General features: G+C 61.2%; 18 protein-coding genes and 1 pseudogene. 9 read left to right on the top strand and 10 right to left on the bottom strand.

What is annotated here, in order from left to right:
• Window positions 1–68: 68 nt before the first annotated feature.
• Window positions 69–632 carry a TetR/AcrR family transcriptional regulator gene (locus AC1DWA_RS29710; protein ID WP_477847989.1) on the top strand — a complete coding sequence of 188 codons (564 nt, stop codon included), beginning with the start codon at window positions 69–71 and terminating at the stop codon, window positions 630–632.
• A 26-nt stretch (window positions 633–658) separates the two neighbouring features.
• Here AC1DWA_RS29710 and AC1DWA_RS29715 read toward each other — a convergent pair whose 3' ends face one another.
• Both AC1DWA_RS29715 and AC1DWA_RS29720 read right to left on the bottom strand, forming a co-directional pair.
• The gene (locus tag AC1DWA_RS29715) at window positions 659–874 is read right to left on the bottom strand and encodes a hypothetical protein (protein ID WP_477847991.1); all 216 of its coding nucleotides are present in this window, start codon (window positions 872–874) and stop codon (window positions 659–661) included.
• A gap of 296 nt (window positions 875–1,170) precedes the next feature.
• Window positions 1,171–1,563, bottom strand: coding sequence for a winged helix-turn-helix transcriptional regulator (locus tag AC1DWA_RS29720; RefSeq protein WP_477847993.1), 393 nt, complete (start codon window positions 1,561–1,563; stop codon window positions 1,171–1,173).
• A gap of 119 nt (window positions 1,564–1,682) precedes the next feature.
• Here AC1DWA_RS29720 and AC1DWA_RS29725 point away from each other — a divergent pair, with 119 nt between their 5' ends.
• Entirely contained in the window at window positions 1,683–2,561 is an 879-nt protein-coding gene (locus AC1DWA_RS29725; protein ID WP_477847995.1) for an enoyl-CoA hydratase/isomerase family protein, read from the top strand.
• A 217-nt stretch (window positions 2,562–2,778) separates the two neighbouring features.
• On the opposite strand, the gene AC1DWA_RS29730 is transcribed toward AC1DWA_RS29725, so the two are convergent.
• A complete protein-coding gene (locus tag AC1DWA_RS29730) occupies window positions 2,779–3,240 on the bottom strand; it encodes a MarR family winged helix-turn-helix transcriptional regulator (protein WP_477847997.1) in 462 nt (153 codons plus the stop codon).
• 96 nt (window positions 3,241–3,336) lie between these two features.
• On the opposite strand from AC1DWA_RS29730, the gene AC1DWA_RS29735 reads away from it, so the two are divergent.
• On the top strand, window positions 3,337–3,726 hold the full coding sequence (locus AC1DWA_RS29735; protein WP_477847999.1) for a nuclear transport factor 2 family protein: 390 nt from the start codon (window positions 3,337–3,339) through the stop codon (window positions 3,724–3,726).
• Between the two features lie 350 nt (window positions 3,727–4,076).
• Here the strand turns inward: AC1DWA_RS29735 and AC1DWA_RS29740 are convergent, their stop codons facing one another.
• From AC1DWA_RS29740 to AC1DWA_RS29770, 7 genes are all read right to left on the bottom strand, one after another.
• Complete coding sequence (locus tag AC1DWA_RS29740) at window positions 4,077–4,475, bottom strand: glycosyltransferase (protein WP_477848001.1); 399 nt, start codon at window positions 4,473–4,475, stop codon at window positions 4,077–4,079.
• A gap of 54 nt (window positions 4,476–4,529) precedes the next feature.
• Window positions 4,530–4,820: a hypothetical protein gene (locus tag AC1DWA_RS29745; RefSeq protein ID WP_477848003.1), complete on the bottom strand. Its 291-nt coding sequence runs from the start codon at window positions 4,818–4,820 to the stop codon at window positions 4,530–4,532.
• The gene (locus AC1DWA_RS29750) at window positions 4,817–5,041 is read right to left on the bottom strand and encodes a hypothetical protein (RefSeq protein WP_477848005.1); all 225 of its coding nucleotides are present in this window, start codon (window positions 5,039–5,041) and stop codon (window positions 4,817–4,819) included. The genes AC1DWA_RS29745 and AC1DWA_RS29750 overlap by 4 nt, the downstream gene beginning before the upstream one ends.
• Window positions 5,042–5,107: 66 nt before the next feature.
• Window positions 5,108–5,497: a hypothetical protein gene (locus AC1DWA_RS29755; protein WP_477848007.1), complete on the bottom strand. Its 390-nt coding sequence runs from the start codon at window positions 5,495–5,497 to the stop codon at window positions 5,108–5,110.
• A 4-nt stretch (window positions 5,498–5,501) separates the two neighbouring features.
• Window positions 5,502–6,707 carry an MFS transporter gene (locus tag AC1DWA_RS29760; RefSeq protein WP_477848009.1) on the bottom strand — a complete coding sequence of 402 codons (1,206 nt, stop codon included), beginning with the start codon at window positions 6,705–6,707 and terminating at the stop codon, window positions 5,502–5,504.
• Between the two features lie 409 nt (window positions 6,708–7,116).
• Window positions 7,117–7,461, bottom strand: coding sequence for a transposase (locus AC1DWA_RS29765; RefSeq protein ID WP_477848011.1), 345 nt, complete (start codon window positions 7,459–7,461; stop codon window positions 7,117–7,119).
• On the bottom strand, window positions 7,452–7,931 hold the full coding sequence (locus tag AC1DWA_RS29770; RefSeq protein WP_477848013.1) for a transposase: 480 nt from the start codon (window positions 7,929–7,931) through the stop codon (window positions 7,452–7,454). The genes AC1DWA_RS29765 and AC1DWA_RS29770 overlap by 10 nt, the downstream gene beginning before the upstream one ends.
• A 204-nt stretch (window positions 7,932–8,135) precedes the next feature.
• On the opposite strand from AC1DWA_RS29770, the gene AC1DWA_RS29775 reads away from it, so the two are divergent.
• From AC1DWA_RS29775 to AC1DWA_RS29800, 6 genes and pseudogenes are all read left to right on the top strand, one after another.
• The gene (locus AC1DWA_RS29775) at window positions 8,136–8,783 is read left to right on the top strand and encodes a TetR/AcrR family transcriptional regulator (protein ID WP_477848015.1); all 648 of its coding nucleotides are present in this window, start codon (window positions 8,136–8,138) and stop codon (window positions 8,781–8,783) included.
• 837 nt (window positions 8,784–9,620) lie between these two features.
• On the top strand, window positions 9,621–9,905 hold the full coding sequence (locus tag AC1DWA_RS29780; protein ID WP_477848017.1) for a hypothetical protein: 285 nt from the start codon (window positions 9,621–9,623) through the stop codon (window positions 9,903–9,905).
• Between the two features lie 138 nt (window positions 9,906–10,043).
• Window positions 10,044–11,426, top strand: coding sequence for a lipase family protein (locus tag AC1DWA_RS29785; protein ID WP_477848019.1), 1,383 nt, complete (start codon window positions 10,044–10,046; stop codon window positions 11,424–11,426).
• A gap of 446 nt (window positions 11,427–11,872) precedes the next feature.
• On the top strand, window positions 11,873–12,211 hold the full coding sequence (locus AC1DWA_RS29790; protein WP_477848021.1) for a hypothetical protein: 339 nt from the start codon (window positions 11,873–11,875) through the stop codon (window positions 12,209–12,211).
• Window positions 12,212–12,223: 12 nt separating this feature from the next.
• A complete protein-coding gene (locus AC1DWA_RS29795) occupies window positions 12,224–12,724 on the top strand; it encodes an NADPH-dependent FMN reductase (protein ID WP_477848023.1) in 501 nt (166 codons plus the stop codon).
• Between the two features lie 329 nt (window positions 12,725–13,053).
• Window positions 13,054–13,208 (top strand): annotated as a pseudogene (locus tag AC1DWA_RS29800) (polyphosphate--glucose phosphotransferase); the annotation flags it as partial.

The following is a 13,208-nucleotide window of genomic DNA, read 5'->3' on the forward strand; positions in this document are numbered from 1 at the left end:
ATTATCTTGGCTTTAATCACTGTAGCGCGTCTCTTTCTAAAAGCAAAGAGCTTTGCGACAATGCCGATATGAGTAATCCAGATATCGCCCGTCGCCCAGGCGGACGCAGCAGCCGAGTGCAGAACGCCATCTACACAGCCGTCGGACAACTCATGGGGGAAGGCGCCGATAGGATCACCTTTCCCGTCATCGCAGAGCGGGCCGGGGTCAACCCGACAACGCTGTATCGACGGTGGGACGACGTCAACGCACTCCTCGAGGAAGTCGCCGTCGCCGCGCTGACACGGGAAGGCGACTTGGTACCTGATACCGGATCGCTCGAGGCAGATCTGACGGAGTGGGCGTCCGTCATCGCACGGGACATCATTCGCCCCGAGAGGTCCCGATATCTACGGGCGGTGGTCGCGGCACGGTTGGAGACCGTCTCGCATTGTGACATCACGGACACGCGTCGCGATCAGGCAGCGGTGATGGTGCGTCGCGCCACCGAGCGGGGCGAAACCACGCCTACGGTCCAGCAGATTCTCGATCACGTCGTCGCTCCGCTGTACTACCGCGTCGTCTTCGCGCTCGCAGTTGAGCAAGAAGACACACAACGGCTGGTCCAAGACGTGATGGCGATGGTCCGCTAGGGGCCAGGACGGCCATGATCACTGCATCATAGAAACGGGAGGCCGATCCTGCGCAGTCCTTCGAAGACTGCATTCACGCCTGCGAGGCGGGCGATGATGGAGCCGAATCCCGAGATCAAGAGTGCTGCTATCGCAATGATCGCGGCGAGAGCCGTGCCGATGTCCTCTCTCGTGGGTGATTCGTGAGTGATGTTGGTCGCCGAGTGCGCCGTGCAGGCCCGCTCGCAAAACCCGAACCACACCAGGAAAACACATCTAGACGAGGAGACCGCACCCTCGGCGGCCCTCTCCCGCAGGCAATTTCACCGCGCTCAAGAAACGGCTGATAAAGAGCTCGGTAGTGCATACCACTAGTGAGCAATCCTCCGAACAGCGACAACACTTGCTGCATGAGGGCGGAGCCGCGCATCGGAGCGGCATTTCCTCATGGGTCATCCCGATCCTCAGAGACGCCGCTGCAGTCGAATGGTTGCTGACCGGTGACGCGTCCACACGTCGCGGTTGAGGAAAGGGGGTTCAGTCGCGCCGTCCATCGATGTCAGGCAGAGTCAGTTGAACGTGCATCGTATGCGAGCTGATTGCGGCGAATGGATTCGGCATTGGTGACGGTCCAGTCATAGAGACGACCGAACGGTTCCCGCAGAGATTCTCCGAGTGGAGTGACTGAATATTCTACTCCGACTGGAGAGGTGGGGAGAACCCGTCTTTCGACCATGCCGTCGCGTTCCAGCTTCCGCAGCGTCTGAGTCAGGACTCGCTGCGTTACCCCTTGGAGGCGTCGTTTGATCTCGTTGAAACGTCGTGGCTCGTCGAGCACTGCCATGCACATCATCGACCACTTGTTGGCAATCTGGTCGAGAATTGGCCGGCTCGCGCAATCCGCGCTGAAAACCTCAGTCGTGGTGTCCACGATCGTGCTGAATGGTTCCATAGCAGTATCCTCCAGCATCCCTGGGATGCCTAAAGTGCGTTATTGACGATCGTGATGAGAGATCGCAGAGTAGGTATGCATTGTAAACCGGAGTGCATATCTAATACCAGGGAGAAGTCATGTCCCCCAATACGCCTACACCCCAAGATGTCCACGCCCGCTACGAGACGCTGCGTACGCGGCGGGATGGGCACATCCTCTACGTCACTTTCGACAACCCGCCGGTGAACGCACTCAGCGCCTACGTCATGCGAGAGCTTCGACAGCTGCTGAACGCCCTGCGAGACGACGACACGATCACGGTGATTGTCTTCGACAGCGCGAATTCGGATTACTTCATCGCCCATGTCGACATGAACCTCGGCGACCAGATGAGGCTTCTCGGCGAGCTCGCCACGCAGGCACCCGAGGGCGTCAATGTCTTCCAGTCCGTCGGCGAACAGCTCCGTCGACAACCGCAGGTCACGATCGTCAAGCTCGCTGGCATCGCCCGGGGTGGCGGAGCCGAGTTCGTCGCAGCAGCCGATATGACGTTCGCTGCTAAAGGCACCGCACGATTGGGTCAGATTGAGTCACTCATGGGAATCGTCCCCAGCGGTGGCGGCACGCAATACCTTGCCGAACGAGTCGGCCGCAACCGGGCACTGGAGCTGGTTCTCGCCGGTGACGCCGTGGATGCGGACATCGCCGCATCCTACGGATGGATCAACCGAGCTGTTCCGGCCGATGAGCTTGACTCATTTGTGGACCGGTTTGCCCGCAACGTCGCCGATCTTCCGGACGGGGTCGTCGCGGCGGTAAAACGGATCTTCGCTCCCATTTCGCCTCTCGAGGGCTACCAGAGGGAAGAGGAGGAATGGGGGGCACTGATCGACCAGCGGGCGGCAAAGCAACTCATCGGCGGAAGCCTTCATCGTGGCGCCCAGACGCCTGAGGGAGAGCGCGACCTCGAAGGGCTCCTTCGTGCGATCAGCCGCGAGTCGACGATCCATCACTGACGACGAAAGGGCACAGACGTGAGAACCATGCAAGAACAGCGGAACACACTGCCGGGCAAGCAGTCCCTGCGATGCACACGCCGATAGCAACTCGTCGACAAGTGCAACAGACACCAGAGTGGTCTCACGGCGAGTCTCCATCACCACTCATCTACCGACTGGACACATCCGGGATTCACTGCGGCCGAACGATTTCTGGATAGAGTTCCGGAAGTATTCAGTTGGTGAAGAGTGTGGAATCCACGAAGCGCACGAAACCTGTTGCGAAAAAATGTGCTTCGCGGGGTGTCCAGTCTTCGAACAGGGTGTCGATCGCAGATGCGAGCCGCGTCCGTAATGTTGACACCACTTCATGACCGTGCGGTGTGAGTTCGAGTTGCACAGCGCGGCCGTCTGAGGGGTCCGGACTACGGAAGAGCAGTCCGGCAACCTCGAGTCGTGTCGCGCGGCGACTCACCCCAGACCGATCGAGTCCGATCTCGAGGCCCAATTCCGCTGCACTGCACGCTCCGACCCGCGCAAGTCCACTCAGTATCGGGTACGTCGACGCATCGACCGCGGTACCCAGGCCGCTGGTCAAGCGGGCATAGAGGTTCTCCCGATGCCCGCGGCGCAGCAGAGTGGCCAACGCCTCGGCGATCGATGCCCCCACCTGGTCGTCGACAGTCTCGGACTTCATTTCCGACACCTTACCCGTGCGGAGAGCACGCATTCCTGTTACCGTCATATGCGTGCGTCACGCACGCATATGACGGTAGCGAAGGAGAGTTGAACAATGACAGCAGATATCAAATCCGCACTCGACGATTTGATCTTTTCCACGGGGATCTCGGTCCAGGACGCAGTGAGCAAGCACTTCAGCGACGACTACCGACAGCGCACGAACGGACAGTGGGATGAACGAGATGCGTTCATTGAACACATCATTCACCTGCGGACCGTCGTCAGAGGCGGATCGATCACCGTGCACGAAGAACTTGTCTCGGGCGATACTTACGCCGATCGACACACCGTGACCATCGAGAAGACCGACGGCGCACGCGTCGTGACCGAGGTGTACCTCTTCGGCGAACATGCACCCGATGGCCGATTCCAACGGGTAGAGGAAGTCACCCTCCTGATCAGCGGCAGCAAGGAAGACGCCAGCCTCGGCAACGCACGCTGAACGTGCATCCACTTATCAATGGAGCCATTGAATATGTTGCCCCAGAATATTTTTACCGTCTCGATCGCGGTGTCCGCAACCTAAACGCGGGTGCCAGGCCCCACTCCATTGGTTTCGACAACGACGCCTATCCCTGTGGCGTCTGCAGGGAACCCTGACTGCACGTTGAGGGCACCCCGACAATCACTGGAGTGCGGCTCTCGATCCGTCCACCCTTCGCGTGCTCGGCGCGGTCCGGTGGATCAAACATTCAAGTTAGTCGTCACGACCCAGTGGAGAACGCCGGTCTCGCCGCATAACGACACACCAAGTCACCTCTATTTTTCAGGCCCTCAGAACCATAGACGCGCTCAAATCGTTCCTCCGGTTTCGGTGTGCGTTTTGACCATCGCCATCTCGGACGACTTTCGAAAAATCTGATCTCGGCCACGAGTTGGGTGTCGGGCAGAAAATGCGTGCGAATGTGTTCTCGTCCCGGCTCGCCCAGAAGTCGACGTTTTGTCACGGTCTTCGAGCAACATTCGTACGGCCGCGCCGAACTGATCACCCTCAGGGGCGACAGGCGCAGTGACACCGTGCGCCGGGGAAGGAATCTGGAGTTGAATTCCGCCGACAGCGGTTGCCACCACCGGCGTTCTATTCCACATGGCCTCGGCCACGGTCAAACCGAAACCTTCGGACCTGCTCTTCTGCGTCACGACCGTTGCGTGCCGCTGTAATGCGTTGACGGTCAGAGCATTTTCTGCCATGTCCGTCATCGGAAGACATACCAGGTGCACACGCTGTCGCGTGTCGTGAGGCAACTACCGCCACCTGCGAACGCACTGTGCCAGATAGTCAGCTGCCTCGGGGTCGTCGGCGACACCTGTCATCTCCGGACCTGCCAACGTCAGGTGCGCTTGTGTGTACGGAGCGATACTCGATGCGAAGGAATCGATGACTCCGGCCATGTCTTTGGCACGGTCCCACCGGCTGACCTGCACGACCATCGGAACCTCCGCGGTCGGTGCCGCGCCCTCACGGAACAACTCGTACCCCCGGGGGTTGGCCACAGGGGCGGCGCGGCGGCTACGATTCCCCAACGCTGCAGTCACGATCGAATGTCCGGTGCCGCGAGGGCGATGCTCTTGTTCGCGGTGGGGTCGATGAACGGAGCGATACTCGTATACGGAGTCCCCTCAGGGGCGGGCGGGCGGAACGTGTCCATCGTCGCAACGAGACCATCCGCAGCGCGCAGATGCGGAGTAAGGAATCCCCACGCACGCTCGGTGTATGCGTTGCGTTCGTCGGATCCGTTGTGCGCGCGCCACACCACGGTCGCCCCAACTCGCGCAGCCCTTCACACAACCCGGCAGTCTGCGGATCGTGAAGCATCACGCAGTCACCGGGGAAAATAACGCGCCAGCTCTGGGCTGAGCGCACGGGATACGTCCGTGTACACCCTCTCTTCTTCTGCTCCGAGTTGCCCGCCGTCACCGGCTATTCCGGACACCGCGTTGTCCACACGTTTGGTGATGTCGAAGAACGACGAGGGAGCGTCGATGACCAACCACCGAGCCGAAAGCCCGACGCTGCGGGCGAGACCGATCATAGGATGAAGCATTTCCGCGACCCCACACCCGGCTGCTGTGGAGTTGACGTACCATAACGTCCTGTCTCCCAACGTCTCTCGGGCTCTCACCCGAAGGTGGTCCCATTTGCCGGCGGGCAGATCATCCTGAAGAGCCGCAGGGTCGTATCGTGATACGTCGACTTCGACGACATGTGCCATTGGGTCACCTTTCGACGAGCTGAGATCCGCGTGCACTATCGACGCGGCGCAGGGAAGGCGAAACAAGAAAAAGCACAGCGCAACACGCCAGCGCGATGGCGACGAATGCCGTCCGCAGACCTACGTGGTCGGCGAGGAAACCCACGATCGGCGGACCCCCCAGATAAGCGCCGTACCCGACAGCACTTACCCGGGCCGTCGCCAGAGCCACACCACCACTCGAGCGTCGACCGGCTTCGACTATCGCCAAAGGGAACAGTGGTCCTAGAGCAAGGCCCACGCATCCGATCGCAACGATCGAACCCCAAACATATTGCTGTACACCGACTCCGGCGATGACAGTGATAGTCACCGCGGCGGCGGCCGCGGTCACTGTGGTGGCCGCTCCGAGTTTGGCCACGACGAGGTCGCCGAACGTACGCGAAACGAACATCGCCGTGCTGAACACCACGACGGTCACCGCCCCCAAGGTCGCTCCTGCGCTGAAATCACGCGAGATCAGAAGAGCTGACCAATCGGTGACCATTCCTTCGACCAACAAGGCCGCGATCGCCAACGCACCGATCGTGGCTGGAATCGCGAAGATCGGGCCCGTGCGACCAACACGACGAGCTGATGATGCGGTCGACGCACCTCTGCCCCCCACCGAACCAGCAGGCAGCCATCGCGAAACAACCGAGACAAGAACCAGGAGTGAAACACTCACCGCTAGAAAGTGTTCGAGCACCGTGAACTCGAATCGCGAGGCCACCGCACCGGAACCAGCGCCAGCGAGAACACCCAAACTGTAACCCCCGTGCAAACGAGAGAGAATCGAAGTGCCGGCAACGGTTTGAAACTCTATCGCTGCCGTATTCATCGCAACATCCAAGCATCCGCTCGCCGCTCCGAGTACCGCCAACACACCGGCCAGCGCCCATCCGTTCGGAGCCCACGCCACCAGCGGCAGCGCGGCCGCGAACGCCATCGCGCTGGTCACGCAGATCGTTCGGGCCTCGACTCTGCGAAGAAGGCGCGCCGTGCCCAACAACGCGGGCACCGAACCTGCAGCCACCCCGAGAAGTGCCCACCCCATGGCACCGTCACTGAGCCCAAGCTCGGATTTCACTTGAGGGATGCGCGGTGCCCAACTGGCCAACACTGCACCGTTGACAAAGAAGACGATCCATAACGCAACCGACGAACGACGGTTGTCGAGGGAAACTGACATGACGGCCTCACGGTCGCCCTGTCGGTGACAAGTGCCTACACCCCCGGACGGGCAGGAGCGCTACGGCAATGATCTTGGAACACCGAAAGCAAACCACGCCTACACGGCACCGTCAACATATCGACGCAAGGTCTTCTCAGCCAAGTCCACAAAGGAAGCACGTAGGCGATTGACACAACTTTCCGCGTTTTCGGCGTGCGAGAATCGGCATCAGATACATAAAAGATCTACGCCAGAACTCCATACTGGATCGTCAATAATTGCATCTACAGTAAAATTGTTGGTGCCCGCAAGGCGATGATCGTTTCCTGGCGCTGGCAGACCTCACCCAAGAGCAGTGCGGCAACTTCACCTCAGAGTGTGTTTGAAAACCGTCAGGTTCGAGCGAGTCGCCTGGTCATGGTCGCGATCATCGCGATGTGAAACATCGCTTCGTGGTGGTCGGGTCTGGTTTCGTAGTCGCGTACGCAGCGGCGATGCCTGTTGATCCACGCGAAACTTCGCTCGACCACCCGAACACGGGGACAGACATGGAAACCGGTGGCACCGGGGATACGTTTGATGATCTGTTAGGCAGGGCGAGAACATCTTTCGCCCAGACTGGCAACCGTCCGGGATATCCACCATCGGCCCAGACCAGCCGGATGGTGGAGAACCTGCCACGCAGTGCGGCCAGGAGTCGGTGCGCGGCGTCGCGGTCCTGGATCGAGGCAGCTGCGACGACAACGGCGAGCAACAGTCCGTTCACATCCACGGCGATGTGCCGCTGACGCCGTTCGTTCTCTTGCCGCCATCCCAGCCGCGGCTCGATCGGGGCACGGTATCGGCGGCCGGCACCGTCTGCGAGTCGATGATCGCCGCGCTCGGGCACCGGTCCCGCCCGTCACGCACCCGCAGGCGGTCGCGCAGCACGTCGACGATGCGCAGCCACGCGCCGCTGTGGGCCCAGCGGGCGAAGATCGCGTACACCGTCCCGGTTGGCGGGAACTCCACGGGCAGTTGCCGCCACGCGATACCGCCGCGCACGATGTACAAGATGGCATCCACTATTACACGGCGGCAATACTTCTCGGGTCGTCCCCCGCGGCCTGCCGTGCTGCCCGGCGCAGATAACAGCGGTTCGAGAGTCACCCATTCTGCGTCGGTGACCGACGACGAGTACACCGCGCAGCCATGTCCGCCCGCCGCGTGGGGCGGGCACGATGGGCATCGCGATGTCGGCACTGTGGGCTCCTAGTGTGGGCGAGTACTTGGTAATCACCGACCCAACCAGAAGCCCACTTCTGCGGTGCTCAGCGAGGCACCCGCGCGCAATTGCGAGTTCTCAAACACCCTCTCAATCATCAAATCTGCTTGGTACGGCCTGGCTCGCAAATGATGCCTTCCACTCGGCCTAACTTCGTCGAACAATCGGGCTACCATGAGCACGTGCAGGAAGTGAGTACGCCAACCCGAAACTACCGCGGTCGATCGCTGGCGGATCGGCGAGCAGAGCGACGGTCACAGTTCATCTGGGCTGCGCTGGAAGTGTTTTCGGCGAAGGGTTACGCATCGAGTTCGGTCGCTGATATTTGCGCGGATGCTGGCCTGGCTCGGCGGCAGTTCTACGATGAGTTCGACAGTCGTGAAGATTTGCTGATCGCACTCTACGACCAGATCCAAAACGACGCGCGGGACGCAATAACAGGTGCGATCGCCCACCGAACACCCCCCTCGCTCGGCGAACTCGCCGAGATTGCGATGCGCGCGTACGTCGAGTCGATCGGCGGCGATCCCCGGCGAGCCCAGATCTCGCATGTCGACATCATCGGGGTCAGTGCACGAGTAGAAGCGCATCGCGTGGAGCGGCGCACGGAATGGGCCGTCTTCTTCAAAGCTGCAGTCCAAGGCGCCGCGGGCGAAGACTTCGTTCCCCCGGGAGGATACGAAATGGCGGCGACGGCTTTCGTCGGCGCGCTGACCGCGCTCGTGCATCAATGGAGCACGGCGCCGACCCGCCAACCTGTCGACGGACTCATCGAGGTCATGTCAACGATTCTGAGCGGTCTTCTCGGCGCCGAAAAGACCGCCGACTGATCGCGCCCTCACCTCGCTGACCACCCCCCCAACCCACGGCTCTGCCCCGACGCGCCCACTTCATCGTGAGGGGCACTTCAACGCGCCCACGTCAGCACCGCGGTGCGGTCGAGCAGTTCGATGTGCCATCCCGCAGTGTTTCGCGGATGACAACCGAAGTCGCAGTAACGCTTGCGCGCTCGGTTACTGGTGCGCTACTTTCTTCTGAAGTTAGTCGACAGTGTCTCAGATGAACATGCGAGAAGGGTACGGACTGGCCCTGGTCGCGTGCACCGCCTGGTCGCGCCGACTGCATTCGGCTCCGTCGCAACCCGAAATCTCGGATGGACAGCGTCAAAGGGTTTTCTCGAAATACTCCGCGAGACACAACAATTGATGGCACCGCCCCTCATCAGGGCTCGCGGTACCTCTCGTCACAACGAATTGCGGCAGGGCCTGTCCGCGGGAATGGGATGTCGGTTTCGTTCGTCGCCGGGGCGAACCCAACAAGCTGGTGTTCTGGTTCGCGCTCGGCGGGCCCCTTGTTCGGCGAGCTCGCAATATCGTGCCCTTCCAAGATCGGCGAGAGGATGGATTGCGGTGGTGGGACGAGTGACAGAGGAAAGCGTTTTCCAGGTGCGACTCAACGAGTTGTTCGCCGCCACGGGGCGGCGGTTGACAAACAAGACAGTCGCGAGCGGTTTGGCAGCTTCGGGTTGCCGTATATCGGTTCCCTATCTGTCGCAGTTGAGGACCGGCGCACGGGAAGCACCCTCGAGGGAGGTGGTGACTGCGCTCGCGAGCTATTTCAGGGTCTCGAGCGGGTATTTCTTTACAGTTCCGTGGAACGGGGACCGCATGGACGCAGTCGATGCAGACACGAACATCATTGCACTGCTGTTTGATTCGCAAGTACGCGCACTGCTGCAGGCCTCGAACGGACTTTCTGCCGAGTCCTTGAACTTGCTCGTCGATCTGGCGACCAAGTTGAAGGCAGCAGATCCCGGACATCGCCGCCCGATTCCTCCACCCCACACCTCCAACCACACCCGTGGTGCACCCATCACGCGCGCGAAGGCAAGCGATCGCGACTCGGCGACGAAAGGTGATGCCGCCTCGGCGCATTCGCCGAACCGGGACTGAAAGCGACAAAAACGACACTGTTGTTATCTGGATCACAGTTGGGTATGTTGCTTCTGTTCACGTAGACGCCAGTGTCTAAATCTGCCCGTGTTCGGGCTGCCGCGTCTGCTTCCAGATGAAGAATCGGAGCACTTAGCTATGACAGCTCTTTCACGCGCAGCGGTGGCCTTCCTGGCTGCCACCGCGTTAGTAGGGGTCACCGCACCGGCAGCCGCGGCCGAACCCCGGGTGTTCGACACCTTCTACGATTACGACAGCTCCGCGCCGTTGTCCTCGTACGCCCCCGGTGCTGTCCTCAAAACTCGCACAGTGCCCTATCACCTGGTCAACGTGCCGACACCGCTGCAAGCAGTGCAAGTTCTCTACCGTTCCACCGACGCCCTCGACCGACCGATCGCGAATGTGACCTCTGTTCTGCGGCCCGCGAATGCGCAACCCGGAAAAGTTCTCTCTTACCAATCGTTCTACGACTCACTCAACCCGGACGACAGCCCCTCACGCGCCATTGCCGGTAACACCCCGATCGGGCAGTGGACCCCGAGCGGGCGCAACTTCAACCTCGGCGGCGCGTTGGCGTCCGGTGAGATTGCTATGTTCGGTCCGATGCTCGCCGCCGGGTACACCGTGGTCATCCCCGATACCGAAGGTCCGACTGCGGACTTCGCTGCCGGACCCGAGTACGGCATGCTGACCCTCGATTCCCTGCGCGCTGTGCGGGAGGTATCAGAAACAGGGGTTGATTCCGACGCGGAGATCGCTTTGATGGGGTACTCCGGCGGCGCGATCGCCACCAACTGGGCATCGATTCTCGCCCCTGACTACGCCCCCGAGGTCAACGACAACCTGGTCGGTGCCGCGCAAGGAGGAGTCCTCGTCAATCCTGCCAACAACCTTCGCTACGCAAACGGAAGCCTCGGCTGGGGCGGCGTTGTCGGCATGGCGATCGTGGGAATAGCTCGCGCCTACGATATCGACTTCGATCCCTATCTCAACGACTACGGCCGCGAGATCGTGGCGCGAATGCAGGACGCATCGATCGCCAACACCATCGCACAGTACCCGGGCCTGACCTGGCAGCAGATGGTCAAACCTGAATATGCGGATCCCAATTCGGTTCCCGAGTTCGTCGACGTTGTCAACAAGATCAACATGGGCACCGCCCCTATACCCACCATTCCGATGTTCATAGCCAATTCCGCCAACGGCATCCTCAACGGAACTCTGCCCGGCGGCCCAGGCACGGGCCCCGGGGACGGAGTCATGGTCGCCGAGGATGTCGCTGCCCTCGCCACCCGCTACTGCGCAGCCGGCCTCGCCATCCAGTACGACCAATACGAGACCATCGAACACGGAATCGGAGGCGCACTCTGGTTGCCCGGAGCCCTGCAGTGGCTCATCGATCGGTTCAACGGCACGCCAGCACCAAGTAATTGCGGAAAATTCGCGCCCGGAAATTCTCTCGCCCCGCAAACACTGGTAAGCCCTGGCAGCCCCGCGCACACGCCACCCACCGGATCGTAAACGAAGTCTGACTCGATAGGGGCCAGCAACACCGCGGTAAGGCGGTACCGAAACCCTCGGTACCGCCTTACCGCTCAGATAGTCCGATTGTCTCGCCGAAGTGCCGCCGACAGCTATAGTCGTCTCTGCCCACTGGCCTGTCATCGATTCCCACGCCGAAAGGACGCGGTCCAGTGGGAACGGTTGAAGCTCCGGAAATATCAAGGCCGAATGCCCACCGTCGGGGTTTCCGTTCTGCAAACCGAACCCACGTCCGAAGCTCAGTCGGCCAATTCCTTCCCGTCGCGGCTTCCACCGAGTCGATGGCACTGGTGTCCGTCGGCGCTTCGATCGCGGCAGCATAACTGGATCGCGGGTCGTCGAGCCGCTCGATGACTCACCCGGCCAGTGGCGCTCGTGCGTTCGTGAGCGGCGCACTGCGCTTGGACTTCGACGAAAACTGAGGAGTGCGCCCCATCACCCCGCGACCACACGTCCGAGCTATCGCTGCTCTTCTGGCCGCTTGTGCGGCTGACACCGCTGCGGTCGTTGCCTTCGCCCCGGCACCGGGTGCGTCGCCGATCATCTACCCGGCCGCGCTGACCGACAGCTTCTACGCCTTGCCCGGTGATCTGGCCGATCACCGACCCGAATCTTCCTTGGTGCCCATCGGGTCCGGCCGCACCGAGTGGTCGCGCCAGCTCCGGTACCAGGTCACCGAAACCGAACTCGGCCGCGCTGCACTTGGCTGGTCCAGAGACTTTACGGTCACGCTAAGGAGAGCGACCGTCGTCCAGCTCTCGTGAAAACATGGACTCGTGAACATTCTGCTTGTCTCGGGAAGCACCCGAGCGACCTCTACTAGCGCCGCAGCTCTCGCGTCCGTCGCCGCGTCAGCCCCACCTGTTTCGTCCACAACCACTTACGGCGGTATATCACGTCTACCTGCCTTCAACCCCGACGACGATCATGACCCACTCCCCGGCGAAGTTCGCGCTCTGCGACAGCACATTCGGGACGCCGACGTCGTCTTGTTCTGCACACCGGAGTACGCAGGGACTTTGCCAGGCGGCTTTAAGAACCTGCGCGACTGGACAGTCGGTGGAACCGAAATGAGCGACAAACCCGTGGCGTGGATCAACGTCGCCGCGCAGGGCCGCGGGCAAGGCGCCATGAACACATTGGAGACCGTATTAGGTTATGTCGGTGCACGAGTGGTCTGGGATGCTTGTTTGGAAGTACCTGTCGGACGGGCCGACGCCGATGACGACGGTGCCATGCGGAGTCAGGAAACTGTACGATCGCTGGCCCGGATCTAGCCTACTGGGATGACGTCCACCAGAGTCTCACCGCGAGATCTCCGACGCTGCAATTCAAACTGCTTGAACTGCACTTACTTTCATTCCCACCGTATCGATTGAATGTCTGGAGTCGAGCGAACCGGACCCCGATAGCCGCCGAAGACGACGGGTTGCTCGGTGTCGGGCCAGTGCGCTCGGGCGAGTTCCACCCGCAGCTTCGGATGGAATGTACGCACTCGCGACTGCATAATCCTAAGTCGATGACGTCCACCAGCATGACGCATTGTCATGGAGCAGTCGTTGCAGCGGCAGGACTCGCCTCTCGAATTCACCAGGAGCGCAGGACGATGACAACCACAGGTTTCGGAATCGACGTCGGCGGCAGCGGCGTCAAGGGCGGCACGATCGACCTGAGCACCGGGGAAATGATCGGTGACCGCATCAAGATCCTGACCCCGCAGCCGTCCACTCCCGATGCGATCGCGGGCACTGTGGCCGAGAT

The organism is Rhodococcus sp. P4_F3_2 (assembly GCF_056401335.1).